Source organism: Rhizobium leguminosarum bv. viciae, from assembly GCF_012276115.1.
GTDB lineage: Bacteria > Pseudomonadota > Alphaproteobacteria > Rhizobiales > Rhizobiaceae > Rhizobium > Rhizobium leguminosarum_T.
In genome coordinates this window covers 33,290-59,993 of the sequence record NZ_WIEU01000028.1, presented here as the reverse complement: position 1 = coordinate 59,993, position 26,704 = coordinate 33,290, and the positions used below count along the sequence as shown (strand labels likewise).

The 26,704-nt window shown below is 61.1% G+C and carries 29 protein-coding genes; 18 read left to right on the top strand and 11 right to left on the bottom strand.

The window, feature by feature from the left end; all coding sequences use genetic code 11:
• Positions 1-154 precede the first annotated feature (154 nt).
• The 4 genes from GFM02_RS31375 (at position 155) to GFM02_RS31360 (ending at position 5,310) form a co-directional block, all read left to right on the top strand.
• Positions 155-475 carry a type II toxin-antitoxin system RelE/ParE family toxin gene (locus GFM02_RS31375; protein ID WP_168273144.1) on the top strand — a complete coding sequence of 107 codons (321 nt, stop codon included), beginning with the start codon at positions 155-157 and terminating at the stop codon, positions 473-475.
• The gene (locus tag GFM02_RS31370; protein ID WP_168273143.1) at positions 472-774 is read left to right on the top strand and encodes a helix-turn-helix domain-containing protein; all 303 of its coding nucleotides are present in this window, start codon (positions 472-474) and stop codon (positions 772-774) included. The genes GFM02_RS31375 and GFM02_RS31370 overlap by 4 nt, the downstream gene beginning before the upstream one ends.
• Positions 775-1,129: 355 nt before the next feature.
• A complete protein-coding gene (locus GFM02_RS31365) occupies positions 1,130-3,001 on the top strand; it encodes an adenylate/guanylate cyclase domain-containing protein (protein WP_168273142.1) in 1,872 nt (623 codons plus the stop codon).
• A gap of 410 nt (positions 3,002-3,411) precedes the next feature.
• Entirely contained in the window at positions 3,412-5,310 is a 1,899-nt protein-coding gene (locus tag GFM02_RS31360) for an adenylate/guanylate cyclase domain-containing protein (RefSeq protein WP_168323834.1), read from the top strand.
• Here the strand turns inward: GFM02_RS31360 and GFM02_RS31355 are convergent.
• The gene (locus tag GFM02_RS31355) at positions 5,300-5,545 is read right to left on the bottom strand and encodes a DUF982 domain-containing protein (RefSeq protein ID WP_168273140.1); all 246 of its coding nucleotides are present in this window, start codon (positions 5,543-5,545) and stop codon (positions 5,300-5,302) included. The genes GFM02_RS31360 and GFM02_RS31355 overlap by 11 nt on opposite strands.
• A gap of 437 nt (positions 5,546-5,982) precedes the next feature.
• Here GFM02_RS31355 and GFM02_RS31350 point away from each other — a divergent pair, with 437 nt between their 5' ends.
• Positions 5,983-6,165, top strand: a complete 183-nt coding sequence (locus GFM02_RS31350) for a hypothetical protein (protein ID WP_168263379.1) — start codon at positions 5,983-5,985, stop codon at positions 6,163-6,165.
• Positions 6,166-6,700: 535 nt separating this feature from the next.
• Positions 6,701-7,288 (top strand): hypothetical protein, encoded by a 588-nt coding sequence (locus GFM02_RS31345; protein WP_168273162.1) that lies wholly within the window; start codon positions 6,701-6,703, stop codon positions 7,286-7,288.
• A 136-nt stretch (positions 7,289-7,424) separates the two neighbouring features.
• Here GFM02_RS31345 and GFM02_RS31340 read toward each other — a convergent pair whose 3' ends face one another.
• Positions 7,425-8,840: an FAD-binding protein gene (locus tag GFM02_RS31340; RefSeq protein ID WP_246792508.1), complete on the bottom strand. Its 1,416-nt coding sequence runs from the start codon at positions 8,838-8,840 to the stop codon at positions 7,425-7,427.
• 131 nt (positions 8,841-8,971) lie between these two features.
• Here GFM02_RS31340 and GFM02_RS31335 point away from each other — a divergent pair, with 131 nt between their 5' ends.
• Entirely contained in the window at positions 8,972-9,868 is an 897-nt protein-coding gene (locus GFM02_RS31335; RefSeq protein ID WP_168323832.1) for a LysR family transcriptional regulator, read from the top strand.
• Positions 9,869-9,912: 44 nt separating this feature from the next.
• On the opposite strand, the gene GFM02_RS31330 is transcribed toward GFM02_RS31335, so the two are convergent.
• Positions 9,913-10,635: a class I SAM-dependent methyltransferase gene (locus GFM02_RS31330; RefSeq protein ID WP_168323831.1), complete on the bottom strand. Its 723-nt coding sequence runs from the start codon at positions 10,633-10,635 to the stop codon at positions 9,913-9,915.
• A 199-nt stretch (positions 10,636-10,834) separates the two neighbouring features.
• Here GFM02_RS31330 and GFM02_RS31325 point away from each other — a divergent pair, with 199 nt between their 5' ends.
• The 5 genes from GFM02_RS31325 (at position 10,835) to GFM02_RS31305 (ending at position 13,741) form a co-directional block, all read left to right on the top strand.
• Positions 10,835-11,155: a hypothetical protein gene (locus GFM02_RS31325; RefSeq protein ID WP_168263374.1), complete on the top strand. Its 321-nt coding sequence runs from the start codon at positions 10,835-10,837 to the stop codon at positions 11,153-11,155.
• Between the two features lie 190 nt (positions 11,156-11,345).
• Positions 11,346-11,717, top strand: coding sequence for a cell surface protein (locus tag GFM02_RS31320; protein ID WP_168273377.1), 372 nt, complete (start codon positions 11,346-11,348; stop codon positions 11,715-11,717).
• Positions 11,718-11,871: 154 nt separating this feature from the next.
• Positions 11,872-12,177 carry a hypothetical protein gene (locus tag GFM02_RS31315; RefSeq protein WP_168263372.1) on the top strand — a complete coding sequence of 102 codons (306 nt, stop codon included), beginning with the start codon at positions 11,872-11,874 and terminating at the stop codon, positions 12,175-12,177.
• A gap of 237 nt (positions 12,178-12,414) precedes the next feature.
• On the top strand, positions 12,415-13,086 hold the full coding sequence (locus GFM02_RS31310; RefSeq protein WP_027666195.1) for a class I SAM-dependent methyltransferase: 672 nt from the start codon (positions 12,415-12,417) through the stop codon (positions 13,084-13,086).
• Between the two features lie 19 nt (positions 13,087-13,105).
• Positions 13,106-13,741, top strand: a complete 636-nt coding sequence (locus tag GFM02_RS31305) for a TetR family transcriptional regulator (RefSeq protein WP_168323830.1) — start codon at positions 13,106-13,108, stop codon at positions 13,739-13,741.
• A 108-nt stretch (positions 13,742-13,849) separates the two neighbouring features.
• On the opposite strand, the gene GFM02_RS31300 is transcribed toward GFM02_RS31305, so the two are convergent.
• From GFM02_RS31300 to GFM02_RS31290, 3 genes are all read right to left on the bottom strand, one after another.
• Positions 13,850-14,572, bottom strand: a complete 723-nt coding sequence (locus GFM02_RS31300) for a sulfite exporter TauE/SafE family protein (protein WP_168323829.1) — start codon at positions 14,570-14,572, stop codon at positions 13,850-13,852.
• 135 nt (positions 14,573-14,707) lie between these two features.
• A complete protein-coding gene (locus tag GFM02_RS31295) occupies positions 14,708-14,986 on the bottom strand; it encodes a metal-sensing transcriptional repressor (RefSeq protein ID WP_026238697.1) in 279 nt (92 codons plus the stop codon).
• 79 nt (positions 14,987-15,065) lie between these two features.
• The gene (locus GFM02_RS31290; RefSeq protein WP_168273381.1) at positions 15,066-16,406 is read right to left on the bottom strand and encodes a cation diffusion facilitator family transporter; all 1,341 of its coding nucleotides are present in this window, start codon (positions 16,404-16,406) and stop codon (positions 15,066-15,068) included.
• Between the two features lie 402 nt (positions 16,407-16,808).
• Between GFM02_RS31290 and GFM02_RS31285 the strand changes: the two genes are divergently transcribed.
• Positions 16,809-17,705, top strand: a complete 897-nt coding sequence (locus GFM02_RS31285; RefSeq protein WP_168323828.1) for an aldo/keto reductase — start codon at positions 16,809-16,811, stop codon at positions 17,703-17,705.
• A 619-nt stretch (positions 17,706-18,324) separates the two neighbouring features.
• Here GFM02_RS31285 and GFM02_RS31280 read toward each other — a convergent pair.
• Positions 18,325-18,708 carry a hypothetical protein gene (locus tag GFM02_RS31280; protein WP_168323827.1) on the bottom strand — a complete coding sequence of 128 codons (384 nt, stop codon included), beginning with the start codon at positions 18,706-18,708 and terminating at the stop codon, positions 18,325-18,327.
• Between the two features lie 200 nt (positions 18,709-18,908).
• On the opposite strand from GFM02_RS31280, the gene GFM02_RS31275 reads away from it, so the two are divergent.
• The 4 genes from GFM02_RS31275 (at position 18,909) to GFM02_RS31260 (ending at position 23,393) form a co-directional block, all read left to right on the top strand.
• Positions 18,909-20,186, top strand: a complete 1,278-nt coding sequence (locus GFM02_RS31275) for an alpha/beta hydrolase (RefSeq protein ID WP_168323826.1) — start codon at positions 18,909-18,911, stop codon at positions 20,184-20,186.
• 183 nt (positions 20,187-20,369) lie between these two features.
• On the top strand, positions 20,370-21,620 hold the full coding sequence (locus GFM02_RS31270; RefSeq protein ID WP_168323825.1) for an NAD(P)/FAD-dependent oxidoreductase: 1,251 nt from the start codon (positions 20,370-20,372) through the stop codon (positions 21,618-21,620).
• A gap of 9 nt (positions 21,621-21,629) precedes the next feature.
• On the top strand, positions 21,630-22,340 hold the full coding sequence (locus GFM02_RS31265; protein WP_168323824.1) for an SDR family oxidoreductase: 711 nt from the start codon (positions 21,630-21,632) through the stop codon (positions 22,338-22,340).
• Positions 22,341-22,355: 15 nt separating this feature from the next.
• The gene (locus GFM02_RS31260; RefSeq protein WP_168323823.1) at positions 22,356-23,393 is read left to right on the top strand and encodes a 4-hydroxyproline epimerase; all 1,038 of its coding nucleotides are present in this window, start codon (positions 22,356-22,358) and stop codon (positions 23,391-23,393) included.
• A 353-nt stretch (positions 23,394-23,746) separates the two neighbouring features.
• Here the strand turns inward: GFM02_RS31260 and GFM02_RS31255 are convergent, their stop codons facing one another.
• Entirely contained in the window at positions 23,747-24,415 is a 669-nt protein-coding gene (locus GFM02_RS31255; RefSeq protein ID WP_205930544.1) for a TetR/AcrR family transcriptional regulator, read from the bottom strand.
• Positions 24,416-24,496: 81 nt separating this feature from the next.
• On the opposite strand from GFM02_RS31255, the gene GFM02_RS31250 reads away from it, so the two are divergent.
• Positions 24,497-25,237, top strand: a complete 741-nt coding sequence (locus GFM02_RS31250) for an SDR family NAD(P)-dependent oxidoreductase (RefSeq protein WP_168323821.1) — start codon at positions 24,497-24,499, stop codon at positions 25,235-25,237.
• Positions 25,238-25,329: 92 nt separating this feature from the next.
• Here the strand turns inward: GFM02_RS31250 and GFM02_RS31245 are convergent, their stop codons facing one another.
• The 3 genes from GFM02_RS31245 to GFM02_RS31235 are packed head-to-tail and all read right to left on the bottom strand — an operon-like array spanning position 25,330 to position 26,644.
• Complete coding sequence (locus GFM02_RS31245; protein ID WP_168323820.1) at positions 25,330-25,710, bottom strand: TfoX/Sxy family protein; 381 nt, start codon at positions 25,708-25,710, stop codon at positions 25,330-25,332.
• Positions 25,707-26,066: a nuclear transport factor 2 family protein gene (locus GFM02_RS31240; RefSeq protein WP_131661724.1), complete on the bottom strand. Its 360-nt coding sequence runs from the start codon at positions 26,064-26,066 to the stop codon at positions 25,707-25,709. The genes GFM02_RS31245 and GFM02_RS31240 overlap by 4 nt, the downstream gene beginning before the upstream one ends.
• On the bottom strand, positions 26,063-26,644 hold the full coding sequence (locus tag GFM02_RS31235) for a TetR/AcrR family transcriptional regulator (protein ID WP_168323819.1): 582 nt from the start codon (positions 26,642-26,644) through the stop codon (positions 26,063-26,065). Before GFM02_RS31235 ends, GFM02_RS31240 begins: the two co-directional genes overlap by 4 nt.
• Between the last annotated feature and the right edge of the window lie 60 nt (positions 26,645-26,704).

The following is a 26,704-nucleotide window of genomic DNA, read 5'->3' as shown; positions in this document are numbered from 1 at the left end:
CATTCTTTGGATTTTGAATTAAAACAGTCTGCCACTACAAGCTGCCCGGCTGTTGATGAACAGGCGATATTGTCATTGCCGGAAGATAGCCCGTAGCGGCTTTGTCCTATAGATTTTTATGGACTAATTATCTCATTTTTGATATATTTTGTCTATGTGGATCGTTGAAACCCTGAATGCCGCTGTCGATGAGGAAATTGCCTCACTCCCGAAAGACCTACGTGCACGGCTGGTCAGGGTGACGACATTGATAGAGAGCGTTGGCCTTGAAAGACTACCGCATGACACCGTGAAGCATCTCGAAGGAAAGCTTTGGGAAATTCGGGTGAAGGCGGCAAGCGGAATCTCCCGTGCGATCTATGTCACCGCTACAGGAAAGCGTGTCGTCATCATCAGAGCCTTTGTGAAAAAGACGCAAAAGACACCGCAACGCGAACTTGAATTGGCCCGTGAACGGGCAAAGGAGGTCAAATGACCAAGATGAAGGATCTTCATGCCGAGTGGATGAAGGATGCAGATTACCGGAAGGAATATGACGCGCTCGAAGAAGAGTTCGCGCTAGCCCATGCTATGATCAAGGCACGGGCGGACGCGGGCCTGACCCAAGAAGAGCTGGCTGAACGGATGGAAACATCCCAAAGCGCCATAGCCCGCCTTGAAAGCGGGCGTATGAAACCATCCGCAAGGACGTTGGAGCGTTTTGCGAGGGCAACAGGAACCCATCTACGGATCACGTTCGAGCCCGCTGCTGCTGCGCCGTCCGCCTATCGATGAAAAGAGGATTGGACGAAGGGGCGAGGCGGCCCTTTGAGAACCGTCAGCCGCTCTCACAAAAAGCATCTTTCAGAGTGACGATCGCTTGCACGAAGAAAAGCGGGCTCTGGAATATATCCGCCAAAGCAACGGCTGCCCGTCTGTATTGCCGTCGCTCTCATCGGTGAGGCGACGGGACGGCTCCAGACGAAGTAGCGGCCGGCGGACCGCCAACTGACGGACCGTCTCAATATTCACGCATTTATGAGCTGTAGTGATAACCGCTTCCCGAATTGCAGGACTAGTCTGAATCATCGCTGCACACTAATTTTAGCAGTGTCGGCCGTGTATCAAGCCACTCCGTTGGGAGACTGAAATGCAACGCAAGCTCGCGGCAATCATGGCCGCTGATATCGTCGGTTATAGCCGGCTGATGGCCGAGGACGAGTCTTCCACCTATGCGGAGCTGCGCACCGTTTTTGACCACCTGATCGACCCCACTGTCGCCCGCCATGGCGGAACCACCTTCAAAACGACGGGTGACGGCTTCCTTGCGATGTTTCCGGGCGTCAACGCGGCCGTTGATGCGGCACTTGCCATCCAGCAAGGTTTTGACGACGGGCCTTTCAAGCTCCGTATCGGCATCAACCTCGGTGATGTCATCGAGGATAATGGCGATGTCTATGGGGATGGGGTGAACGTCGCGGCCCGGCTTGAGGCCATGACCGAGCCTGGCCAGATATTCGTCAGCGGCGCTGTGGTGATGGCCGCCGAGCGCAACCGCGGCGATCTGTTCGCCCGAGTCGGCCGCAGGCGCGCCAAGAATATTCCCGAGCCGCTTGAAGTGTACCGCGTAAGGCGGGCGGGCTCTCCCTGGTCGATCTGGCGGCAGGTGCCACATGTCCTACGCGGCAGCGCGGCGCGCTGGTCTTATGGCGTTGCTGCCATCGCTCTCATTCTCATCGGCACCCAGATTTCACCTCTTCCGCTGGCAGCGATGGTGAGCCGCATCCCGGCTGCACTCTCTCTGGACCAGACCCGTGCAGACCCCAGACCCTCGATTGCCGTCATTCCGTTTGCAACCATGAGCGGCAGCGGTGACCAGCCTTACTTTGCGGACGGACTGACCGAGGACGTGACCACGGCGCTCGCCCGTAATCCCGAGCTTCAGGTCATCGCCCGCGATTCCACCTATGCCGTGCGCGGTCAGGAGACGGATGTACGTAAGCTCGCGGCAAAGCTTGGCGTCGATTACGTGGTTGAAGGCAGCGCGCGCCGGGAAGGCGACCAGCTCCGCGTTTCGGCGCAGCTCATTGATGTAGGCACGGGGGCGCACTTATGGTCGCGCAGCTTCGACAAGAAGGTTGCTGACGTTTTCACCGTCCAGAGCGAGCTCACCACGGAAATCGTCGCGCAACTCGCGCCCTATATCGGCCGAAGCGAAGCGGCAGCGGCGGCGCTGCGGCCGACGGATAGTCTGCAGGCCTATGATCTCGTCTTGCAGGCGCGCGACCGTTACCGGCACGGCGCCGCTGACCAGAACGCTATTCGCGTTGCCCGTGGCCTGTATCAGCGCGCCCTCGAAATGGACCCGGCTTATGCCGCAGCCCGCGCAGGCCTTGCGTTGACCTACATAGGCGAAGTGGCGCAAAGGCCCGGCAGTCAGGCCGCCGCGCCCGAACTGGATTTGGGTCTCAGTGAGGCGCGGCAGGCCGTGCGGCTCGATCCCAATCTCGGTTTTGGATATCAGGTAATCAGTTTCGGACTTGCGCTGCAGGCGGACTATTCCGGCGGACTTCAGGCGGCGCAGCGTGCGGTCGAACTGAACCCCAACGATCCCGACAGTATGATTGCGCTGGCCAAAGCGCAGGTTCGGTTCGGAGACTATCCGGACGCTGTCGCCAATGCGGAACGGGCGCGCCGACTGCACCCCATGGCACCGGAATACTATGCCTATGTGCATGGCCAGGCGCTTTATGCCGATGGCCGCCGCGAAGAGGCGGCCACGGTCATCAGCGAGTGTCTCGTCAGAGCGCCCCGTGATGAGAATTGCCTTCTCATCCAGGCCGCGTTGCAGGGTGGAAGCGGAGAGCTTGAAAAGGCGCAGGCTACCATGGCGAGCCTTGTCGAAGCCCACCCGGCATTCTCGCTGGAAGCGGAAAGGGCTTATCGCCGTTTTGGCGACAAGCCCTTGATGGAAGAGTTCCTCCAGGACCTGGCAAGAGCCAAAGCCCCGGAGTCGGCTTGACGTTCCTGTCAGCGTCGCGGTTTTAGAACGATCCGGCCGTGGACTTGGACAGCTCTTCATAGGTATGCAGCTCGAGGCGCGAACTGCTGAGAACCGCACTGCCGATGCGCCGTATTCCTCCCGTCGCCGGTCTTCGCCGGCTTTCCAGCCGCTTCCTGAGGCTCTCCGATTCACCCGTGATGGCGCACCCTAGCCGGCCGGGCTCTCTCGACCGCTACAGGCAGGGTACCATAATTGGATGGTTGCCCCGGCAGCGGCTTAAGGCGTCAATGTTTCCGGGAGAAGCCAATTGCAATCAAAGCGGCCACCCAACGGCTCACCTTTAGCATCTGCTATTTTCCCGACATGATTGCGCCGGATTCTAAGCGCTACGATCAAGCATTGCTGTCAACCGGGTGTGGGGGCTTCCAATGCAACGCAGGCTGTCGGCGATCCTCTCGGCTGACATCGTCGGCTACACCCGTTTGATGGAAATCGATGACATCAGCACTCTGAGCCGCCTCAAGTCGTTGCGGCATGACCTGGTCGACCCCTGTATTGCCGCTCACAACGGACGGATCGTCAAGCTGATGGGCGATGGGATGCTGGTGGAGTTCGCCAGTGTCGCCGATGCCGTAAGGTGCGCGACCGAGGTTCAACGCGGGATGGCTAGAGCCGAACCCCAGGAGGCCCAGGACCGCCTCGTATATCGCATCGGGGTCAATCTCGGCTACATCATCGTCGATGGCGACGACATACATGGTGACGGGGTCAACGTCGCGGCGCGCCTGCAATCCCTTGCCGATCCCGGCGGGGTCGCGATCGCCGGCATCGTGCGCGAGCATATCGGCAGTAAGTTGGGGATCGACTTCGAGGATTTCGGCCAACATTCCGTGAAGAACCATGAGAGACCCATACAAGTCCACATGGCGCGCTTCGCACACCCATGGGATTCGCCGCCGAAGCGGCCCACTGCTGCGCCGGTGGTCGCCGAGCGCGACGGCGCGTCTATCGCGGTGCTGCCGTTCACCAACATGAGCGGCGATCCGGAACAGGAATACTTCAGTGACGGTATCACGGAGGACATCATCACCGATCTTGCGAAAGTGTCGGCGCTCAGCGTCATCGCCCGCAATTCAAGCTTTATCTACAAGGGTCGCTCTGTGGACATGAAGCAGGTGGGACGCGAACTCGGCGTGCGGTATGTGCTGGAAGGCAGCGTGCGCAAGGCCGGAACCAAAGTGCGCATTGTGGCTCAGCTCATCAATGGAACGGATGGCCGGCACGTGTGGGCGGAGCGGTACGACCGCGACCTTGAAGATATCTTCGCGCTCCAGGACGAAATCTCCAAGCACATTGTCGACGCGCTTAAGGTGCGGCTCCTCGCAAAGGAGCTTGAGACCATCACCAAGCGGGGAACCGACAATCCGGAGGCCTATCAAATTTATCTGATGGGGCGATCGTTCTTTAGCCGTGGACACGAATCGAGGAGCATAAAGACAGCCCGGGGTCTGTTCGCGAAGGCCATCGACGTCGATCCGCTCTATGCGCGGGCCTATGCCGGACTGGCCGACTGCGACTCCTACCTTCTGCTCGCCAATGATCCGACCGTCACATATGACAACATCATACACAACGCCGACCGGGCTCTGGAGCTCGATCCAGGTCTTGCCGACGCCCATGCATCGCGAGGCATCGCAATGTTTACCAAGGGTCTGCGCGCTGAGGCGGAGGCCGAGTTTGAGCTCGCCCTCGAACGAGATCCGACCTCTTTCGAGGCGAACTTCTTCCATGGGCGCAATTGTCACGCGCAGGGCCAGTTCGAAAGGGCGCGCGGCTTCTATGAGCGCACCATCACCTTGAAGCCAGATGATTATCGGGCCTGGGACCAGTTGCGGGCGGTCCATGTATCCCTTGGACACCATCAAGAGGCGGTGCAGTCGGCGCGAGAATGCCTCCGACTGATAGAAGGAGAGATCGCCGCACATCCCGACGAGCCGATCCTTATGTGCTACGGCGGCTGTTTGCTGGCGGATTTGGGCGAGATGGAGCGTGGAGTGTCGTGGGCGTCCCGCGCCGCCGCAATCGCTGGGGACGATCTCAGAGTCCTCTATAATCTCGCTTGTTGCTATGCGAAGCTCGGCAAACCTGCTGAGGCTATTGCCTGCCTTGAACGGCAGGCTTCCGGATCGCCTACCTATGTCGCGTCGGTCGCGGCCTGGATGAAAAAGGACAGCGACCTGGAACCTCTCCGGAACCATCCGCGCTACCTGGCTCTCGCCGACCGGATGGAAGTTCAGCTAGCAGAGCCTCCTGGCCCTATTCCTTAATCGGGATTCCGGCTTCGATCGCAGCATCGATGAACGCCTGCCGCGCCTCTTCCCGGTTTCGTTTTCCTGCCATGACGTCGGCGCAAATCGTACAGGCTCTATCCAAGGCGGGACCCTCTTCGGTCGGCCAGTCTTCGACCAGCGCCCATGTCGCGGCCTGGGTGGTCTGGATCACCACCCACTGATCCGGGCCTTCAAGGGCGAGCGTTACCGGCTTCTTCCAAATGGTTTGCATGATCTCAGGATCTCCGCTGCGTGCTTTCTGTAGGGCTCACATAACGCGGTTCATCCAGCGTGGCGAGGTGAGGGGATGAACGAGATGCTCTTCTCGAGCAGTGAACTGCTGGGATGTACTTTTCGAAAAGGGTTTCATGCCGCCGTTTTGCGCGCTTATGCGGAACCTCCTAGAATTCCTGCACGAATTCACACGCCAGCAAGGTTTTGCCGGGCAGGCGTCTCCCTGGCGAGCAACGATGGAGACTTTTCCGGGTCCGGCCATACCGGGTTCTGGCTGCAGATCTGCCGGAAGCTCGCGCGAATAGCCCTTGCTACCCAAAGTTTAATCTCTCAGCTTCACTCTTCTCTTCCGTCTGGCCGTACTGATGGGTAGGATGAGTGGTATCGGATGCCGAGACGGAGATATCACAGGGCCGATCCGAGGGCAGGAAAGTCATGATCGCAGCCTATATCGATGAAATCATCATGTTTTGCGCCGGCCTATGGATGACATCCGTCGGCTTTGGTTATCTGCCATATCCAGGCAAGCCGGCACACCGGCCGCCGTTGGTTCGCCACTTCAAGTGGATGGGTCCTTTGCTGCTCGCGATCGCCGTCATTCTGGCCGCCGCCTCATAAGCCGCGTGCTCATGCTCGAGTGAAGCAATGACCAATATGTTGGCCTGCCCCACTCGTCCGGATCGCCCATTTCCCATCCCGCCCAGCAGAGCGCGACGCGACGGAATTTGGCGTTGCAGAGTCCGTGATTTGCCAGCGCGCGCGGATCATGTGTCAAAGCTGATTAGGGCTGCGACGTCGCTGGCCAGTTAGAAACGCGATACTGGCGTCCGGCTTGCTCCGCCGATCAGCCCCCGATCCGATCGGCTGATCGCAAGGGAATGCCTGGACGGCACTTGCGAACAAGATCGATAACAATGCCAGCAATCGCTTGCCGTAAACCACCACGTCCATCTTCCCTCGATCGACCATTCGCATCGTGATAAGAGAAAATCTAAGAATATTTTCCTAGTTCATGGATCGTTCTTGCTCTAGGTTGGCCGCCGTTGCAACCCATGGAAGGTCGTATGTCGAGCAGATTTTTCTCAACTGGCGAGGCGATGGCGCGGTCGAGCTTTGGCCGTCGCGCGCCGCTGATGCAAAGGGCGAGGCGCTGATGGCCGAATTCAACCCTCGCGACAAAAGCCGAACCAGTGCCGGAAAGACGCGGGCGCTGGTGCGCAAGCATACCGCTCCGCCGGGCGCGGCGGACGACGGCAGCCTTCGCTGGCAATGGTTCACAATTCAGTTGCTGGAATCCCCGGCCTTCACGACCCTGAGTGCGAACGCCTGCCGCGCCTTCTTCCGCATCGTCATCGAGCACACGGCCCACGCCGCCTTGGAAAACGGCAAGCTGATCGTGACCCATCCTCAGTTCGTATCTTACGGCGTGACCGGCGAATATGTGGCCGATGCGATCGATGAGCTCGAATATAAGGGGCTGATAAAAGTTCGTCGCGGCCGGGCGGGCAGCGGCGTCGCGCATCCCAACCGGTTCACGCTGACTTTTGTCGGTGACCATGAGGGTGCGCCACCAACGGATGAGTGGAAACGGTGCACGACGGAAAGATGCCGGAAATGGTCCGAGACCGACCGAAAGATTGCCGCCGACAAACGCGGTCGCGTCGGCAGAAAGAAAAAAACCTCACTTCGGAATCCCGAAATCCCCCCGCTTCGGGATTCCGAAATTCGCCGCGCTTCGTGAGGTGTGCAGGTGAAGAAACGTTGAATGATTTCAATGCCGCAACCAATTTCGGGATTCCGAGGTGCTATATAGATCTTGGTGGGGGAGTGCTCGGCATGAACCAAGGAAGCATTGCCTGGGACACATCCAGCTGCAGTCAAAACACGGTGTATCCAGGCGTCAGTGTGGCGAGCGGGTCGTAGCGCTGCTTGGCGTCATGGAGCAGCGACCATCTCGGCCCGAAATGATCCTTCCAGTCGTTCTGCGACATGGGAAACGCACTCACCGGATAGAGGACGCCGCCCGCGTCGCGAAGGCGCTCGTAAAGTGCGCGGTTGCTGATGACCATGTGTTCTGCCTTGGTCGCATCCTTCGATGCTGGGATGCGAATGAGATTGAACGGGAAGGCGATACTCTCATCCGGCATCCGGACAAGGGGCGTATGCAGCGCCTTTGTGAACATCGGGTAATAGGTAATCCGTCCGAAAGGACCGACATCCGAGTTTTTGAGTCCGGCCAGAATGTCGCCGGCAAGCTGCTCGGCGTTGGAGCCGCGCAGGAATGTCAGCAGCCACGGATGAGGATGAAACCATTGGCCATTCGAACGAAGCAGGCTTTCCAGGCGCGCAAACGCACTGAGATCCTCGATATAGGTCAGATCGGACATCACCGCCGCGCTGCGCTGATCCGACAAGCCGGCGAGCACGGCATCATTGTCGGGAGCCGCCTGGCCGTCGTAGTGGACGGCGCTCTCGAGCTGATATCGCCACGCGCCGGCGCCGTCGGGCAGAATGGCGCCCTGCAGTTGATCGAAACGGCCGTCGGTGAGCACTGTCCGCTGATCGGCCGTCAAGGAGCGCAAGTCGGTGTAAAACAGGCTGAACCGCCGAACCCGTTGCGGGGCTGGCACCAGACGCAAGGTGGCCCGCGTGATGATGCCGCACTGACCAAGCCCCGCACGGATGGCGTCGAAAAGATCCGGATTTGAGTTTGGTGAACACGTGAGTTGACGACCGTCACCGGTCACCACATCGAGGGCGAGAACATTGTCGGTCTGCATGCCGTATCGGAATGTCGTCGGGCCTATGCCGCCGACAGCAAGCGTGCCGCCCACGGAGAGTTCAAGATAATTCGTGAGCACCGGCGGCGTCAGCCCATGCGACAAGGCGGCGTCGAGAACGGCGCTCCATGTCGCGCCGGCATCGACACTGATGCGATCCGGCTGGACATCATGGATCGTGCGCATCGATGTCATGTCGAGCACGACGCCGCCCTCCACCATCGCCCGGCCGAAGACCGAATGGCCCTGTCCACGGGCCGCGACCTTCAAACCCCGGCTTGCTGCCCACGGCATCAACTCGGCGATATCGGCCGCCGATGCCGGTTTGAGAACGGTCTGCGGTTTCCTATGAACGAGGTGGCCGAAATCCTCTGCCGCTGCGGTGACGGCGTCGCCGGCGACGGAGGGAGTCTCTTCCGCCTTCGCGGCCGCTGCCAGACCGGTGGCCTTTGCCGCCAGCGCTGCGGTCGCGGTGAGGCCTGCACGCAGCAGTGTCCGCTTGTTCGTGGTCATGATGCGCTCCTCTCTTGGATGACAGGCAAAAAGCGCGTCGGCACCAACCTTCCGTTCCATATCGGGTGGCCGCCAGCCGAGACAACCGGCTGTGATTGACATAGACTCTTCCGAAGATCGGGAGAGTCTCGATGGACCGGTTGGATGATCTTGCAGCCTTCGTGGCGATTATCGAGAAGGGTAGCCAGACGGCCGCTGCCCGCGACTTGCGCCGGTCGCTGCAATCGATCAACCGGTCGCTGACGGCGCTCGAGCGCGGCGTGGGGATCGCCTTGATAAACCGCACGACGCGCCAGTCGACCCCCACCGAAGCCGGGCTTGCCCTCTATCGCCGCATCAAGCCAGCCCTGATCGAGATCAACGATGCCAAGCGCGAAGCCGCCGACAAGCGCGCCGAACCCTCAGGCCTGTTGCGTGTCGGAGCCCCGGTCCTGTTTGCGCCCGCCTTCGTGGCGCCGGTGGTTTGCGATTTCCTGGAGCGGTATCCGGCGGTCGAGGTGGAGCTCAAGGTCTCGGATCGCCAGGTCGATCTGCTGGAGCAGGGACTTGATCTCGCCGTGCGTATCCGGGAGATGCCAGACTCCACGCTCAAGGCCAGACGCATTGGCGAATTGCGTGTCGTGATATTTGGCGCGCCGGCTTATTTCGCCCGGCACGGCCGCCCCGGACATCCCGATGATCTCGAAAACCATCACTGCGTTCTTCACGCCGCCGATGATCCGGACATCGAGAAATGGCCGTTCCGTGTAGCAGGGAAGCATAAGAGCGTCCGCGTCCGTGGGCGCTTCCGGACGGATAGTGCGGCTGCCGCCCATGTTGCCGTCGCGCGCGGGCTTGGAATGGGCCGCGCGCCGCTCTGGCAGATCCGCCGTCTGGTCGACGACGGCGTCGTGGAGGTGGTTCTCGCGGACTTCGAAATCACCAGGATTCCAATCCACGCCGTCTGGCCGCCCACAAAGATAGCCCTTGCGAAAACCAAATTGTTCACAGACGTCCTGGCCACACGATTAAAGAGCGCGGACTTCTAATGCATGTCGCTCAAAAGTCTGCAGCGGTCATCCAATAAAGAGACTTAATGCGAAGATACCGATCTGCTTTGGCCACGGCACTTGGCCACGATCAGGAACTCCGTCTCCCGACCCCCGATCTTCCCGGCCGAGGTCGTGCGAAGCAGAAGACCGAAAGCTTCATAGAGCCAATAAAGCGGGGGAATTCGGTCCTTGAGCGCGTGCACCTGCGTCGACACATACTCGCCGACGAAGACGACATCCATCCCGAGTTCTTTCAATGTCCCGGCAATCTCCGAATGGGATGCCTCTGCGGCGTGTTCGACGCGAAATGGAGCATAGCCCGGCTTCCCGGCATTTTTCTGCCGCAACACGTAGCGATAGAACAAGACGTGTGTCCACCAGGGTGTCAGATCGGTGAAGATCCCCTTGGCTGAGTTCAGGATCGGCCCCTTGACGAACACCAGGCCACCGGGAGACAGGGTGTCATGGGCTCTCAACAAGGCCGAGCGTGGGCTTTCCAAATGCTCGAGAACGTCCCAGAAGACGCAGGCGTCGAAGTGACGATCGCCATAGTCGATGGTCTGAGCATCGCCGAGGATTCTTTCGGCGGCATCCTGGTTCTTTTCGAGTTGCTCTTTGGAGATGTCGACAACGGTATATCGCGCACCTCTCAAGGGGATATGCGTGCGAGAGCCGCCTCCGACCTCAAGGATATTTGTATCAGTCTTGCTGGAAAACGCTGATTGTGCGTGCGACAGCGCGTCGTTTACCCACGGCGAAGCCATAATCTTTCCCTCCTGAAAGATTAGCGTTTACGACTACAAGTAAGCATTAATATAATATTTTAGCAATATTTTAAGCATGTCTAGTCAGGTGGCGCGTCCGGCCGGAATGGCAGGCAAGCCCATCAGCCTAGTTTCGCGCAACCTTCCTGATGTATCCGCAGGTCTGATGATCTTTAAGGCGCTTCAGCCGGAGGAATGCATGGCGGTGGGAATTTTTCGGGCTCTGGCTGCCCTGGCGATGATGACGGGTCTTGGCGGCTGCATCGACCATGCCAATGATCCCGTGCTCCTGGCGGTCGGCGTGCCGGTCAATCCGCCGGTCGTTGCGCACGGCCTTTGCATGACCGACGGCAACGCCATGTATGACGAGGCGAGAAAGCAGTATCAGCTGCGCGCCCAGCTGACCGGCTATGCCGGGGCGGATGAGTTGGAAGCCGAAACCACGGCGCGCGCTGCCGCCCATCGCCAATATGTCGCTTGCCTCTCCGGCCAGGGTTACCGGACATTATACGCGAATTGAGAACAGAGAATTCACGTTTCGTCACCCAGCGCCGTTCGAGCCCTTTGCTGATCGCGACTTTTCCCGTTTTTCGGCGATTTAGTCACGCCGGATCGCCTGCAATCACGAGTTTTGGAATTGCATGTGAGCCATGGAACTCCGCTCGTTTGAAAGGCATTTTCCTAAGATAAATCCATAAGGAGGGTTTATCATGAAGATGTTCAGGCTTGCCCCATCCACCGCCGTGCTCGGCGCCCTTCTCGCCATCACGTCGATCATTCCTGTACAGGCAGCGCCCGTTCAGACGGCTCGACCGCCCGCTGTCTCGGATGTAAAAATGGTGCAATATAAACAACATGCCGGGTCCTGGCATGGCTATCAGGGTTTTCGCACGGAGCGCCCCGGCACCCGCCGCCACTCCGATGGCTACTGGTATCCGCTTGCCGCCTTCGGCGTCGAGGCCGGCACCACGGGCTCCATCGTCCGCCAGCCGGCGAAGAGGCCGGCGGCTCCGAAAATGTGCAACCCTACGTTTTCAGGATCGATCGGTCCCGGCAGCATGCCTTGCGATAACGGCTATTGAGCCGGCAAATGAAAGAGGCGGCGATGAGCCGCCTTTTTCTTGATCGAGCCGCCGCTCACATATCCGTGACCTCTGCTTTGGCACCGTAGTATGTGACAGATCGCCTTCCTAACTCCAGCGTGTAAACTCCACGAATCCTCCCAAGGAGACGATGATGACCACGACTTTCAAGAACGGCCTGATGGCCGCTGGCTTCGGCGTAATCCTCGGCCTTTCGGCCTTCTCGGCCATGGCAGATCCCCTCCAGTCGAGCGCGACAGAGCAAGGTTCAGCCGAGCGTCCGGTTGCCCAACAAGAAACCACGGTTGAGCATGACAGGCGCACCACCGGTTCGATCGGTGAGCGCGGCTCGGAAACCTCAGGTCGGATGACGCCTTACATGATGAACCCGAAGAAGCCCCTCAAGATGGATTGCAAGCTCGGCTTCAACCCGGGGAGCGGCTCCAGCTGCAACTATTGAGGACACCTCGGCATCTCGCGATTTAAGCGGGCGGCTTCCGGGCCGCCCCTTTCGCGTGTCGATTGGCAATCTTGCATTGACTGCAAAAATGCATTAGGTATAAATACTCGGGACGTGGCGGAAAAATCTGGGAAACGCCGCTCAGGCAAGCGATTGACGCCTCTGCCTTGGAATTGCCATGCTCGCCGTGATGGTCGCATTTCATAATCAATCGAATTTCAGACGGGTGGGATAGTCATGACTGCAAAGGCCGCATGCTCCGATTTCCTGCATTTTTTTCGCTCCTGGGTCAGCAACCCGCTTCGGGTCGCGGCCATCGCTCCGTCGGGGGATTCGCTTGCCAGGATCATGACCAGTGAAATTGCCGCACTCGACGGGCCGATCATCGAGCTCGGCCCGGGAACCGGCGTCTTCACCCGGGCACTGCTGGCGCGCGGGGTCAGCGAAGAGGATCTGACCCTGATCGAGTACGGTCCGGAGTTCATCACATCGTTGCAGGCGCGTTTTCCGACGGCGCGTGTGTTGCAGATGGATGCCGCCCATCTCGCCCATGCCGATATCTTCGAAGGCGAACCGGTCGGCGCGGTTGTCAGCGGCCTGCCACTTTTGTCCATGTCGCCGCGCAAGATCGCCTCGATCCTGGCCGGCGCCTTCACCTATATGCGGCCGGGCGGCGCCGTCTATCAGTTCACCTATGGCCCGCGCTGCCCGGTGCCGCGGCCGATCCTCGACCGTCTCGGTCTGAAGGCGGTGCGCATCGGCGGCACGGTGCGCAACCTGCCGCCGGCCTCCGTCTACCGGATTTCGCGCCGCAAGCCGCTGGACCTGTCGCGCGAGCGCTTCAGTTATCGCCAGAGCGCGGCTGAAATCGACGACGTCGCCGCCTTTTCCAACGAAACCGGCGGCTGAACGATGATGCCGGGCCGGAATGGCTGAGAACAAGCGGACGGAGACGACGGAAGGCAGGCGGGAACGCAAGCGGCGGCAGACGCGCGAGCGCATCGAGCAGGCGGCGATGACCCTCTTCCTGCAGCGCGGCTTCGAGGCCACGACGATCGAGGACATCACCGAGGCGGCCGATGTCTCCAAGCGCAGTTTCTTCGATTATTTCCCCTCCAAGGAAGAGGTGGTTTTCGCCTGGCAGGATGCCTTTGCCGATCGCCTGATGGCTGCAATCGCCGCAAGGCCGGCGAAAGAAACCTCCGTCGCGGCGGTCGAGGCGGCGATCACCGCAACCGTCATCGCGTCCGTCGATGAGCCTGGCCTGGCGCTTGGCGAACTCATCCATCGCACGCCGGCGCTGAAGGCCCGCGACCAGCTGAAATACGCCAAGCTCGAACAGAAGCTCGCCGAGGCGCTGCTGCTGCGCAAGGGAGGTGATCCGCTTGAGCGGCCCCGCATGCGCGTCCTTGCGGCCATCGTCATCGGTGCGCTGCGCGTCGGGGCTGAGCTCTGGCAGCAGCGCCCGCCAAGCGTTTCGCCGCAGGATTTCGCCCGGGAGATTTTCACCGACCTTTGGAAGATGCTGGCGGAATTCGGCGACGAGGCAAAGACCAGGCGTTGACGCGGGGCCGTCTGAGGCGGCGCAGCGCAGCTTCTGGTTCTAACCGCCGTCGATCTGACGATTTCAGTCGTCCGCTTTTGATCGGCTGCATAAGCTCGCAAACAACAATCAGACAAAAACGATTTCATGGAGAGCGACGGCAACGAGGATCGCGCCGGCCGCCGCCTCGATGGATTTCGAAACCACCGCCAGAAGCCTCGGCCGCGTGCTCAGCAGGCGGGCGAGCTGCTCGCGGAACATCACGGCGAGGATTGCGACCGCCGAAAGCGTGACGCAGACCCCGAGCATCATCGACAGGGCAAAGAGCAGTCCGGTGATGACCACCTGATGGATCATCGCGAAGGTCATGACGAACAATGTCAGAGGGCAGGGGATCAAGCCGGCCATGAAACCGACGGCGACGCCTTCGCCGCTTGAATGGGTGTGTGCGTGTCGGAAGAGGGCGCTCGATACCATCCACAGGCCGATGAGGCCGAGCAGGCCACGGCTGACGGCCTGAAGCACGGGTGCCGACCCGGCATCGACGAGGGAATGCGAGACCAGAGGCAGCGCGAGCAGTGCGATCAGCACGGCCATGCTCACATGGGTGAACGACAGAGCTATCGATACCAACAGCGCCTTGTGGGCCTTCATCGAGGATCCCGTGAGGTAAGTGGCGAGCACGGACTTGCTGTGCCCCGGCGTCAGGGCATGGGCTGCGCCGAAGGCGACGCCCATTGGAAGAAAGGTAAGGAAAGCAAACCAGCCGCCGCCAGCGGCGAACGACTTGATATGCTCTGCGAATGACAGGTAGATGTCGCGCTGGAATTCGATGATCTGCTGCCAGGGCATCAGGCCAGTCCCGTCGTCAAAACTGTAAGCAGATATAGCGCCCCACTTTGGCGATGGCCACCGGCAGATCGGCAGGATCGAAGCGGCCGCCATTACCCACGAAGAATAGGTCGCCAGGTAACGTCCGTCATTTCCTCAAAGATATTTCGTGATCGTCTTGAACTCATCGATCGACTGCCGCTGGTCGCGCGGCAAGGCACCGACCGTCTCTTCCAGGCAGTGGTCGAGATGATCCTGGATCAGCGTGCGCTTGGCGTTGATGATCGCCTTTTCCACCGCCGAGAGCTGCTGGGCGATGTCGAGGCAGGGCCGACCTCCCTCGATCATGGCGATCACGCTCTTCAGATGACCTTCCGCACGCTTGAGCCGCTTGACGATATCGGGATGGGTAGCATGCGTGTGCGGTTCGGTCATCGTGTCCATTTCCAGAATGCCTCCATCGCCTCCGACGGGATCGGTGGATCATACGTCGACGGCCTCCTCATCGGCAAGTTCAGTGCTGATGTCCATTCGGCTCTTCCATGTGGAAGGGGAGATCGTCCACCTCAAGCCCCGCCATCAATTTCAGCACGGCGTCGAATTCGTGGGGCTCGGCAGGTGCGACCGCGCTCAACATCGCATGGTGATCGGTCGGCGAGGGAAGCAACGGCAGCCGCTCGATGGCGCCGTTTCCGCGATCGATCTCGACGACCGCCTGCAGGCCATGCGCGTGCTTTCCGACAGACAGCCGGAAGCGCTCGCCATCCGGCGTGTCGACAATCTCCAGCAACCCGGTCGCCAATGGGGAGCCGACGGTGAACGGGCCGGGGGCATGGTGATGTCCGCCGCCACGATTTTCGGCAGGTGTCGTCGTTTCAGCCGTCTCGAACTGGATCGTCGCCGTTCCCAGCGCCGGCAGATGGGCGTTCAGCTCGTTGCGGAGGGCGAGGACGACCGTATTCGCCTCGGCAACCGTCTTCGAACTGCCGACAGCGATCGTGATATCGGCATGGAGCCGGTGACCGATCCAGCGCGCCTTGACGTCCCTCAGATTACCAATGCCCTCGACATGCTCTGCTGCATGACGGATCTCGTCGGTGATCCCGGTCTCGACGCCGTCGAGGCTGCGGGTAATGATGGCGCGCGCCGATTGCCAGACGATGCCGAAGATCGCGATGGTGATCAGCAGGCCGATGATCGGATCGGCGAGCGGAAAGCCGAACCAGACCCCAACGGCGCCGAGCACGACCGCCAAGCTCGTCAGGCCATCGGTGCGGGCGTGGTAACCGTCGGCGATCAGCGCGGCGCTATTCATCTGCCTGCCCACACGGATGCGGAACACCGCCACGGCCTCGTTGCCGATGAAGCCGATAACGCCGGCCACGGCCACCGCCAGAAGCTGGGTGATCGGCTGCGGGTTCAGCAGGCGGTCGATCGCCTCATAGCCGGCGACGATGGCGCTGAAGAGAATGATCAGCACGATCAGCATGCCGGCAAGGTCCTCGACCCGGCCGAGGCCATAATTGAAGGTTTTTGTCGGCTTCCGTCTGACCAGCGTGAAGGCGATCCACAGAGGAATTGCGGTGGCGGCATCGCCGATATTGTGGATGGTGTCGGCCAACAGTGCCACGCTGCCTGAAGAGAAGACGACGGCAAGCTGCAGAGCCGCGGTGATTGCCAGAATGACGAACGACCACTTGATCGCCCAGATGCCGCGCTCGGACGAGGCGATGCTGGGATCGACGACGCCGTGCGTGTGACCATGGCCTCCAGCATCGCCATGCGAGCCGTGACTGTGGCCATGGGATTGACCGCCATGACCGAAACCGAACCATTCCCTGATGCTGACGAACATTGCAGACCTCTATCCCAATTGGATTTTGACCTATCCCCCTGGAGAGGATAGGTCAAGTTGGCTTCTTGTCTGCAGATGCGATCCAATTCCATGCGAGGCGCTTGAACGCTCCTCGCGCGTCTATCCGGCGCCGCTGTTCCAGCACCAATTCTTTCGTCGGCCCCGTTTATCGAGCCCTGTTATCGGAACCGGGCCGTCCTATATCTGCAAGCGTCGTAGCGGCCACATTCTGATGATCCCCGCGATAGGCAGATCTTCACCATGCCGGGCATCGCTTTCGATCAGGGCAGACATTCGCGCTCGAAGGCATCTTCGAAAGCCTCGGCATCCGTGCTGCGGCTGTTCAACCGCCTCCGACCGTTCCACCGATTTCAATATTTGATTGATAAGAGAGGAAAGACCATGTCCAGTCACAACGCAGCCCAATACAACGCGGCAAAGTCAGGCGCCTTCAAGATCGGTGGCGATATCGAGATCAACCGTCTCGGTTTCGGCGCCATGCGCGTCACCGGCAAGGGCATCTGGGGCGAGCCTTCCGATCATGCCGAATCCATCCGTACGCTGAAGCGCCTGCCGGAACTCGGCGTCAACTTCATCGATACGGCCGATTCCTACGGCCCCGATGTCTCCGAATGGCTGATCAAGGAAGCCCTGCATCCCTATGGCGGCAAGTCTGTCATCGCCACCAAGGGCGGCCTGACCCGCCACGGCCCCGATATCTGGCTGCCTCTGGGACGTCCGGAATATCTGATCCAGCAAGTGCATAAGAGCCTGCGCAATCTCGGCGTCGAGCAGATCGATCTCTGGCAGCTGCATCGGATCGATCCGAAGGTGCCGGCCAAGGAACAATTCGATGCGATCAAATCGCTGCTCGATACCGGCCTCATCCGCCATGCGGGTCTGAGCGAAGTATCCGTTGCCGACATCGAGGCCGCCTCGAAGCATTTCAAGGTCGCGACCGTCCAGAACCGCTACAATCTCGTCGACCGCACCAGCGAGGACGTGCTCGACTATTGCGCCAAGCACAATATCGGCTTCATCCCGTGGTATCCGCTCGCCGCCGGCGACCTCGCCAAGCCGGGCTCGCTGCTCGATACGATCGCCAAAAAGCACAATGCAGCACCCAGCCAGATCGCACTCGCCTGGGTGCTGAAGCGCAGCCCGGTCATGCTGCCGATCCCCGGCACCTCCAAGGTCAAGCATCTCGAGGAAAACGTCGCCGCCGTCGAGATCACCCTCTCGAACGAAGAATTTTCCGCCCTCGACGCCGAGGGCAGCAAGGTCTTCAAGGCTGCTTGACAAGGCGAAGAACGGAGAGGGTGCGGCTTGGCTCCCTCTTCTCCCCAGCGGGGAGAAGGTGGCCCGAAGGGTCGGATGAGGGGGCCACACGGCACGCCCTTCCCACCTATCCCGCTACGCTTTGCTGAAAAGACCGGCTTCGCCGGCCCCCTCATCCGCCCTACGGGCACCTTCTCCCCGCTGGGGAGAAGAGGGAATCGAGAGGGCGCGGCATATCCCCTTCGCCCCGCGAGCGGGGGTCTGAAGGACGGGTCGAGACCCGTGGCTCGACCCCGGTAGGTGCCGGCAGGCGGATGAGGGGCAAGTCGGCGATCCCCGAGGCCGCAATCGGCATAATTTTGACCACCTGGTCAAACATGCCGTAAAATGAGGCGGCGGCAGGCCATCTAGGAAGCAAGCATTGCGCTCAGCGCATTGCTGCATTGCGGTATTTTCTCTATTCCGAATCAAAAGAATTGGCTATTACTATCTTCGTAAGCAGCGCACTCCTCCTCCCAGCGCTCTTACATCGGACTGACAACACTCCTCCTCCCAGTTGTCAGTCAGGATCAAGAGCCCGGCGCACCTCCTCCCGCGTCGGGCTTTTTTCTTTTCCCCGATCTCTCCAAGTCGAAATCGATCAATTGCCGATCCGGGCAACGCCGGTTTTGCCGTTGTCCCGGGTCCATTTAATCGTGTTGGCGCCGGCGCGTTCGAGTTCGAAGCACATCGGCTTGCCCTTGTTCCAGCTCTGGAATTTCTGGCAGAGGCGGTTGGCATCGATCCACCATTGGCCGGTATCGCTTGATTTGACATAGCGGCCGAGACCGATCGCCTGGCCGTTGCCGTCGACCTTGCCGGACGAGCGGAAGATCAGCGGCAGTTCGCCGCCGAGCGGCGTCGAGAGGTAGACCGTCTTGCCGATGATGTCGCGGCGGATATCGGCCTCGCCAAGCGTCTCCGTCGAGCCGAGCGAAGGCATCAGCATCAATGTCGATAAGCATGTGATCCCGAGCAATTTCATCACCGTGATCCATCGATTGAACCTGATCGGGCAAAACGCCGGGGGTAGCCGAAAGTTTCAGGCGCAATTCCAGCAAAAGCGCGCAGTGGTTTTCGCAGGGGATTGCTCTTGTCCACCTCCCGCGGTTTGACTCGGCAAGCCTCGTCGGACTATTTGGACGGGCGCCGCCTGTCCGGTGCGTGAACCGATTGGAGTTGGTCATGATCGGCAAAAGACGCGGCTTGCCCGCGGCTCTGACAGGTCTTCTGATTGCAACGATGGCGCTCGCCGGCTGCGGCGGCAGGCCGGTCGGTGTCATGCAGGCGGCCGGCACCGTGCCGGCCGGCACGTCGAAGGTCGATCTTCTCGTCGCGACGACGCGCGCTGCCGACGACAATCCTGCCGTGCTTTTCTCCGGCGAACGCGGCACCGGGCTCGCCGTCAATGCTGTCGATGTTTCGATCCCGCCGGAAGCCAATCGCAAGGTCGGCCAGGTGCAATGGCCAAGCCGCCTGCCGGCCGATCCGCTGCGCGATTTCGTCACCGTCTCCGTCGATCCCTTGGAAGGCGAGCGGGCCGGCGAGACCTGGCTGAAGACCCATATGCCGAAGAGCCGCCGCGTGCTCGTTTTCGTCCACGGCTTCAACAATCGATACGAGGACGCCGTCTACCGCTTCGCGCAGATCGTCCACGATTCGCATGCCGACGTCGCCCCCGTTGTCTTCACCTGGCCGTCGCGCGGCAGCATCTTCGATTATAATTACGACAAGGAAAGCACCAACTATTCCCGCGATGCGCTGGAGGAGCTGCTGACCCGCACCGCCGCCAATCCGGCTGTCAGCGACATCACCATCATGGCCCATTCGATGGGAACGTGGCTGACGGTCGAAGCGCTCAGGCAGATGGCGATCCGCAACGGCCACGTCGCTCCGAAGATCAACAATGTCATCCTTGCCTCGCCGGATCTCGATGTCGATGTCTTCGGGCGCCAGTTCGCAAGCCTCGGCAAGGAAAGGCCGCACTTCACCATCTTCGTCTCGCAGGACGACCGGGCTCTGGCGCTGTCACGGCGCATCTCCGGCAATGTCGACCGGCTCGGCCAGATCGATCCCTCTGCCGAACCTTACCGCAGCAAGCTCGAGGCGGCCGGCATCACCGTGCTCGACCTTACCAAGCTCAAGGGCGGCGACCGGCTGAACCACGGCAAGTTCGCCGAAAGCCCGGAGGTGGTGCAGCTGATCGGCGACCGGCTGATTGCCGGCCAGACGATCACCGATTCCAATGTCGGTCTCGGCGAGGCCGTCGGCGCGGTGGCGATGGGCGCTGCCCAGACCGCCGGAAGTGCTGTCAGTGTTGCCGTCAGCACGCCGATTGCGATCTTCGATCCGCGCACCCGGCGCAACTACGACGCCCAGCTGAAACGTCTCGGCCAGTCGATGAACAACACTGTAGGTTCGGTCGGCGACAGCGTCGGCGCCGGCCTGCCGGAAAGCCAGTAAAAATTCCACTGAGCAATTCCAGCAAAAGTGCAGAGCGGTTTTGCGTTTCGGAATTGCAAAAAAATAAAGAGATAGAGAATTTGTGTGATTCGGAGAAAACGGAAATTCTCTAGGCATCGCATCTTGATGTGATATATCAGATCCACGACGGCAATTCTGTCTGCCGTGCGATGGGTTGATGGCATGGTGGATGAGACGAAGAAGAGTGTGGCGGTCGTCGGCGCGGGCGTGATCGGCGCCTCGATCGCTTTCGAGCTGCAGCGACGCGGGTTTGAGGTGACGCTGATCGACAAGGGCGAGCCGGGACGCGGCACCTCTTTCGGCAATATGGCAAGCATTGCGCTCGATTTTGCCGCCGGTTCCGGCCCTTCGACCTGGAGGAAGATCCCCGGCTGGCTGCTCGATCCGGAAGGTCCGGTTTGGCTGCGGCCTTCCTATGCGGCCAGGATGCTGCCCTGGTTCCTGCGCTTCCTCGCCGCCGGCCGGCCCTCGCGTCTCCGAGAGATCGAGGATGCCGGCATGAGCCTGTCCAACCGCGCGCTCGGCGATTTCAGGCAGATGCTCGAGGCGATCGGCGCACCCGAATTGATGACCGAGGAAGGATGTCTGGCGATCTACGAGACGGAGGCGGAATTTGCTGCCGATCGCGGCCATCTCGCCATGATGCAGCGCTACGGCCTCGAATTCGAGGTTTTGAGCAATGGCGCCATCCAATATTACGAACCCACTCTGTCGCCGGCGATCGCCAAAGCCGTGTTGCTTCCCGACAACAAGTCGATCCGCGATCCCTACAAGCTGGTGGTGAAACTCACCGACGCCGCAAAGGCTGCCGGCACGACTTTCGTTTCCGGCACTGTGCGAAATATCGAGCGCAGGGGTGACGGCACCGCCGTCGTTCTCCTCGATGATGGCAGCCGCATCGAGGCGGGTTCGGTCGTGCTTGCCGCCGGCGTCCACACCCGCTTCCTCGCCGAAAAGCTCGGTGAACCGATCCCGCTCGAAACCGAGCGCGGCTATCACACGCAGATCATGAAGCCCGGCATCGCGATGCGCTATTCGGTGATCTGGCCGCATCGCGCCTTCATGGTGACGCCGACGGCGGGCGGCATCCGGGTCGGCGGCAATGTCGAACTCGCCGGCCTTGATGCTGCTCCGGATTTCCGCCGTCCGCGGGTGCTGGTGCGCCATGCCCAGCGCGCGCTGCCCGGCCTGAAGGTCGAGGAGACGACGGAATGGATGGGGCATCGTCCGGCGCTGCCCGATACGATCCCGATCATCTCGCCCTCGTCGAAAATGCCTGATGTTTTTTATGCGACCGGCCACGGCCATCTCGGCCTGACCTTTTCGGCAACGACAGCGCTGGTGATCGCCGATATGGTAACCGGGCTCAAACCATCCCTCGATATGACCCCGTTCCGCATAGACCGTTATTAGGAGGTCCCGATGTCCGAAACCACCAGACCCGTAGCGCTGATCACCGGCGGCGGCCGCGGCATGGGCGAGGCAATCGCCCGCGAGCTCTCCGCGCAGGGCTATCGGCTGGCGCTGATGTCGCCGTCGGAAAGCTGTGAGAAGCTGGCGGCCGAACTTGGCGGCGTCGCTTCGCGCGGCGTGGCCGAAAAGGCCGAGGATCTCAAGGCGATCTTCGACCTGACGATGAAGACCTATGGCCGCATCGATGCCGTCGTCAACCTGAGCGGCCATCCACCGAAGGGCGATCTGCTCGATATATCGGACGAGAACTGGACGCTCGGTTCCGACATGATGATCCTGTCGCTGGTGCGCATGGCGCGTCTGGTGACGCCGGTCATGCTGAAGCAGGGCAATGGCGCCTTCGTCAACATCACCACTTTCGCGGCTTACGAGCCGACGCTGGTCTTCCCGGTTTCCTGCACCTATCGCGCCGCCGCCGGCGCCTTCACCAAGCTTTATTCCGATCGTTATGCGGCCGACAATATCCGCATGAACTGCATCCTGCCGGGCTATATCGACAGCCTCAACCACAAGCCCGGGACCGCCGAGACGGTCCCGATGAAGCGCATCGGCCATGTGGAGGAGATCGCCAAGACCGCGGCCTTCCTGCTCTCCGATGGCGCCGGTTATATCACCGGCCAGAATATTCGCGTTGATGGCGGCGTCACCCGCCACGTCTGATCTGGAGTTTTCGATATGAGATGGAAGCGCACGATCCAGCTGTTGGATGTCCATGCCGAAGGCGAGATCGGCCGCGTCGCGATCGGCGGCGTGCCGAAGATCCCCGGCGATACCATTGCCGCCCAGCTGCATTGGCTGAACACCGATCCGAAGGGTGACGAGCTTCGCCGCTTCCTTTGCCTGGAGCCGCGCGGCGCGCCGATCGGCTCGGTCAACCTGCTGCTGCCGGCACGGCACCCGGAGGCCGACGCCGCCTTCATCATCCTGCAGCCCGACCAGGCGCATGCGAGTTCCGGCTCGAACTCGATCTGCGTCACCACGGCGCTCCTCGAATCCGGCATCGTCGAGATGAAAGAGCCGGAGACGATCGTGACACTCGAAACCGCGGCCGGCCTCGTCAAGGCGACGGCGACCTGCCGCGACGGGCGCTGCGAGAAGGTCAGGCTGACCATGGTGCCGTCCTTCGTGCATGAGCTCGATGTCGCGATCGACACGCCGCATTGGGGAAGGATCAAAGCCGATATCTGCTATGGCGGCATCTTCTATGCGCTTGTTGATGTCGGCCAGATCGGTCTGACGATCGAGAAGGCCAATGCCGCCGGCCTCGTCCAGGCCGGCATGATCCTCAAGGAGCTGATCAACCGCGACATCAAGGTCGTCCATCCCGAGATCCCGGCGATCTCCGGCGTCGCCTATGTCATGTTCCGTGATACCGAAGCCGACGGCACGGTGCGTACCTGCACCACCATGTGGCCGGGCCGGGCCGACCGCTCGCCATGCGGCACCGGCAATTCCGCCAATCTCGCCACGCTTTATGCCCGCGGCAAGGCCAAGGTCGGTGATATTTTCACCTCGAAATCGATCATCGGCTCCGAATTCGAAGTCGGCCTTCAGGCAGTGACCGAAGTGGCCGGCCGCCCCGCCGTCATCCCCACCATCACCGGCCGCGGCTTCACCTTCGGCCTGACCCAGGTAGCGCTGGACCCTTTCGATCCGCATCCGAACGGTTTTGCGCTGACGGATGTGTGGGGGCCGTCGGCTGGGGAGATTTGAGTGTTCAGGACATGATGCCGGAAAGTGCGAACGGTTTCCCGGACGATTGGCGCGAAGGGCTACCCCTCACCCTTTCTCCGATCCCGCTGAGAAGAGGGAGCCAGGCGGCGGCATCCTCCAACGCGCCTCATCCTGAGGTGCGATCCGCAGGATCGCCTCGAAAGACACGCCGCAACGCCGCTCCTTGCATAGATCCGACGCCGGAATGCCCGCCTCGTCCTTCGAGGCCCCTTCGGGGCACCTCAGGATGAGGCTCTCTGGAATGCCGGCGCACCGGCGATCCTACCAAGCTTCCGCGACCGACTGACCAAAGGTGACGCAGGAGCATCCGCGTAACGATATTCGAAACGCGATCAGCCTTGCCTGCGTTCAGCACCCCCGGTTCGTGTGTCCCAACCCAGCATGGCCAGTTCGGCGACTGCCTCCAGTTCGCCGCGGGTCGCTTCGTCGCGGGCCAGGATCGACATGCCGTTCTGAACGGTCTGCACGAAGCGGGCAAGCGCGTGGACGTCGGTCGAGACCGGAATTTCGCCTGCTGATATCGCCTGGTTCAGGCGCTGCTTCAGGCGGTCGAGCGTGATGGCGCGGGCAGTTCGCACGAGTTCACCGAGGTCCGCGTGGCCCTCGCTGCCGACCGAGGAGAGCGTCACCATGCAGCCGCGGGGAATATCCGCGACACAGCCGGTCAGGGCAGCGGCCGAATCCATCAGCAACGACATCACCGCTTCACGCGCCGTGCCCGCGGAAAAGAAGCCTGCCCAGACGAGCGCCTCGTTGTTGTCGCGATAGTGGCGCAGCGCCTCGGCATAGAGCGCCTCCTTCGAACCGAATGCCGCGTAAAGGCTCGGCGATCCGATCCCCATCGCCTCGGTGAGGTCGGCGATCGAGGTCGCCTCGAAGCCCTTGATCCAGAACAGCCGGGTCGCCTGCGCCAAGGCGGCTTCCCGATCGAACGCCCGCGGCCGCCCGCGACCGCGGGCAGGGGTTTCATCGACGTTCAACATCTCATCCGATTTTTGCATCGATCATTATATAAACCCATTGACACCCCGTCGCAACGTGCCTAGCTGTTTATGTGTCGATCACTACAGAAAGAGAAGATCATGACAGAACTGGCTGGAAAGCGTGCCCTCGTCACAGGTGGCTCGCGTGGCATTGGCGCCGCCATCGCATTGGCGCTTGCCGACAAAGGCGCTGATGTCGCCATCACCTATGAGCGTTCGGCCGACCGCGCCGCCGAAGTCGTCCGGGCGATCGAGGGCAAGGGCCGCAAAGCGCTTGCCATCCAGGCCGACAGCGCCGATCCGGCGGCGGTGAAGCGCTCGGTCGACGAGGCGGCCCAGGCACTTGGCGGTCTCGACATTCTCGTCAACAATGCCGCAATCGCGCTTTATGGTGCGATCGCCGACGTCAGCGTCGAGCAGATCGATGCGCTGCTTGATGTCAATGTGCGGTCGCCTCTGCTCGCTTCGCAGGCCGCCATTCCCTATTTGCAGGCGGGAGGCCGCGTCATCACCATCGGCTCGGTCGGCGCCGAACGCATCGTCGGCGACACCGGCACGGTCTATTTCATGACAAAATCCGCGCTCCACTCGTTTACCCGCGGCCTCGCGCGGGAACTCGGATCTCGCGATATCACCGTAAACCTGGTCCAGCCGGGTTCGACCGACACCGATATGAATCCCGCCAATGGCGACTTCGCCGACTTCCAGCGTGCCCTGATCCCACTTGGCCGTTACGGTACGCCGGAAGATGTGGCGGCGGCTGTGGCTTTCCTCGCAAGCCCGGCCGCAAGGCACATCACCGGAACCATCCTCACGGTGGATGGCGGCTTGAATACCTGAATTGGAATCTGTTGCCTCCGGCGCCTGCAAAAGAGGGGGGCGAGCGATGTCGGTCCCTCTTTTCGCCCCGATGGCGAGCGCCGGGCTGGGTATCAGCCAGACGTGGTGACGGCCTGGAGCGTATCGGCGAGCCGGTGGCCGGGCGTGGCGGTCGCGTGCAATGCACGCTCCGCGTAGCTGTGCAGCAGCGCGGGATCATCGATCACATGTGCGGGAACGGCGTAGTAGCGGCGAACCGTCACCGTCCGGCCGGCAGCGCGGTAGCTGAACGGTTCGCAGCCATCTGCCTCGAACTCCGCGCGCATCGCTGCGTCGACGCGGAGATACAAAGTGCCCTTCATGACGAACCCGAACTGCGCGCCGTTTCGAACCAGGGCGGAGCCGCCGAAGAAGCGCCTGATATCGATGCATCCGGCTGGGGCGATCTGGCTCGCAAAGTCGAGCGCCAGCCCGCGTGTCGCCTCGCTATTCATGGGTGCTGCTCCGCCAGAGGATCGAAGAAGCCGGTGATCGCGCCGAGCCGGCCATCGGAAATCACCCCGAAGCTCGCGCCGGTCTGCAAGACCCTCTCGTCTTCCTGGCGCAGTACCCAGCGCGCCAGCGAACGGTCATTATGGTGGAGGACGCTCAATATCTTGAACCGGCCTCCCGGCATGCTCTCCTTGAAGCCGGCCATGTAAGCCGAGAGACCGGCGCGCCCGGCGATCGTTCCATTCGGGTCGCAATAGGTCACATCGTCAGCGAGGCAAGCCAGCATTTCCGGCTCACGAGCGGAAGCATCCAGCGACCAGATGGCTGCATATCGATTCCAGAGGGCCTCAGGTGTCATAATATCGTCTCCAATTGATTGAATTCGTCTTCTATCGCCTGCCGCAGGCCGGCCTTGTCGTCGCCGCCGCGAATGAGCACCAGAAGGCCCTGATAGAAGGCCAGAAGGCGGGTGGCTGTCCTGTCCGCCTTGGCACCGTCGGCGTCCTGAACGAAGGTCGATGCCTCGGTCAGCCTTGAGCGGAATGTGGTGCGAAGGAGGCCGAGCGCCGCCTCGACACGGGGATGCCGATCGGCGCCGCCGCCGAATTCCACCGCCATATTGGTGATCAGGCAGCCGAGCGAGCCATCGTCGGGCTCATGCAGGAGCGAAAGGAACAATTCGCGCAAGCCTTTAAGCCCGGTTCCCGGCGGCGCAAACCGCTCGATCCGTCCCTCCAGCACCGTCCGGTTGTAATGCCCGAACGCCGCGTCGAAGAGGCCGGCCTTGTCGCCGAAAGCGTGATAGATGCTTCCGCCTTTGAGCCCGGTCGCCTCCTCGAGATCCCGGATCGACGCCCCTTGATAGCCGTGCTTGCGAAAGATGTGCATCGCCCCCTTCAGCACTGCCTCCTCATCGAATTCCCGCGTTCGGCCCATTGTCGCCCCGATTCTTTATCAATTGTTCTAGAGTGACTGATCAAGAATGGAAATGCAACG

Bases quoted from the DNA above. Each gene is read 5' to 3' on its own strand.
- GFM02_RS31240 (WP_131661724.1), bottom strand. From the start codon at position 26,066: ATGACACCTGAGGCCCTCTGGAATCGATATGCAGCCATCTGGTCGCTG.
- GFM02_RS31315 (WP_168263372.1), top strand. From the start codon at position 11,872: ATGACCACGACTTTCAAGAACGGCCTGATGGCCGCTGGCTTCGGCGTA.
- GFM02_RS31290 (WP_168273381.1), bottom strand. From the start codon at position 16,406: ATGTTCGTCAGCATCAGGGAATGGTTCGGTTTCGGTCATGGCGGTCAA.
- GFM02_RS31245 (WP_168323820.1), bottom strand. From the start codon at position 25,710: ATGAATAGCGAGGCGACACGCGGGCTGGCGCTCGACTTTGCGAGCCAG.
- GFM02_RS31365 (WP_168273142.1), top strand. From the start codon at position 1,130: ATGCAACGCAAGCTCGCGGCAATCATGGCCGCTGATATCGTCGGTTAT.
- GFM02_RS31325 (WP_168263374.1), top strand. From the start codon at position 10,835: ATGGCGGTGGGAATTTTTCGGGCTCTGGCTGCCCTGGCGATGATGACG.
- GFM02_RS31320 (WP_168273377.1), top strand. From the start codon at position 11,346: ATGAAGATGTTCAGGCTTGCCCCATCCACCGCCGTGCTCGGCGCCCTT.
- GFM02_RS31235 (WP_168323819.1), bottom strand. From the start codon at position 26,644: ATGGGCCGAACGCGGGAATTCGATGAGGAGGCAGTGCTGAAGGGGGCG.
- GFM02_RS31360 (WP_168323834.1), top strand. From the start codon at position 3,412: ATGCAACGCAGGCTGTCGGCGATCCTCTCGGCTGACATCGTCGGCTAC.
- GFM02_RS31295 (WP_026238697.1), bottom strand. From the start codon at position 14,986: ATGACCGAACCGCACACGCATGCTACCCATCCCGATATCGTCAAGCGG.
- GFM02_RS31250 (WP_168323821.1), top strand. From the start codon at position 24,497: ATGACAGAACTGGCTGGAAAGCGTGCCCTCGTCACAGGTGGCTCGCGT.
- GFM02_RS31345 (WP_168273162.1), top strand. From the start codon at position 6,701: ATGGCCGAATTCAACCCTCGCGACAAAAGCCGAACCAGTGCCGGAAAG.
- GFM02_RS31305 (WP_168323830.1), top strand. From the start codon at position 13,106: ATGGCTGAGAACAAGCGGACGGAGACGACGGAAGGCAGGCGGGAACGC.
- GFM02_RS31260 (WP_168323823.1), top strand. From the start codon at position 22,356: ATGAGATGGAAGCGCACGATCCAGCTGTTGGATGTCCATGCCGAAGGC.
- GFM02_RS31330 (WP_168323831.1), bottom strand. From the start codon at position 10,635: ATGGCTTCGCCGTGGGTAAACGACGCGCTGTCGCACGCACAATCAGCG.
- GFM02_RS31340 (WP_246792508.1), bottom strand. From the start codon at position 8,840: ATGACCACGAACAAGCGGACACTGCTGCGTGCAGGCCTCACCGCGACC.
- GFM02_RS31350 (WP_168263379.1), top strand. From the start codon at position 5,983: ATGATCGCAGCCTATATCGATGAAATCATCATGTTTTGCGCCGGCCTA.
- GFM02_RS31355 (WP_168273140.1), bottom strand. From the start codon at position 5,545: ATGCAAACCATTTGGAAGAAGCCGGTAACGCTCGCCCTTGAAGGCCCG.
- GFM02_RS31280 (WP_168323827.1), bottom strand. From the start codon at position 18,708: ATGAAATTGCTCGGGATCACATGCTTATCGACATTGATGCTGATGCCT.
- GFM02_RS31265 (WP_168323824.1), top strand. From the start codon at position 21,630: ATGTCCGAAACCACCAGACCCGTAGCGCTGATCACCGGCGGCGGCCGC.
- GFM02_RS31285 (WP_168323828.1), top strand. From the start codon at position 16,809: ATGTCCAGTCACAACGCAGCCCAATACAACGCGGCAAAGTCAGGCGCC.
- GFM02_RS31370 (WP_168273143.1), top strand. From the start codon at position 472: ATGACCAAGATGAAGGATCTTCATGCCGAGTGGATGAAGGATGCAGAT.
- GFM02_RS31275 (WP_168323826.1), top strand. From the start codon at position 18,909: ATGATCGGCAAAAGACGCGGCTTGCCCGCGGCTCTGACAGGTCTTCTG.
- GFM02_RS31375 (WP_168273144.1), top strand. From the start codon at position 155: ATGTGGATCGTTGAAACCCTGAATGCCGCTGTCGATGAGGAAATTGCC.
- GFM02_RS31270 (WP_168323825.1), top strand. From the start codon at position 20,370: ATGGTGGATGAGACGAAGAAGAGTGTGGCGGTCGTCGGCGCGGGCGTG.
- GFM02_RS31255 (WP_205930544.1), bottom strand. From the start codon at position 24,415: ATGCAAAAATCGGATGAGATGTTGAACGTCGATGAAACCCCTGCCCGC.
- GFM02_RS31335 (WP_168323832.1), top strand. From the start codon at position 8,972: ATGGACCGGTTGGATGATCTTGCAGCCTTCGTGGCGATTATCGAGAAG.
- GFM02_RS31310 (WP_027666195.1), top strand. From the start codon at position 12,415: ATGACTGCAAAGGCCGCATGCTCCGATTTCCTGCATTTTTTTCGCTCC.
- GFM02_RS31300 (WP_168323829.1), bottom strand. From the start codon at position 14,572: ATGCCCTGGCAGCAGATCATCGAATTCCAGCGCGACATCTACCTGTCA.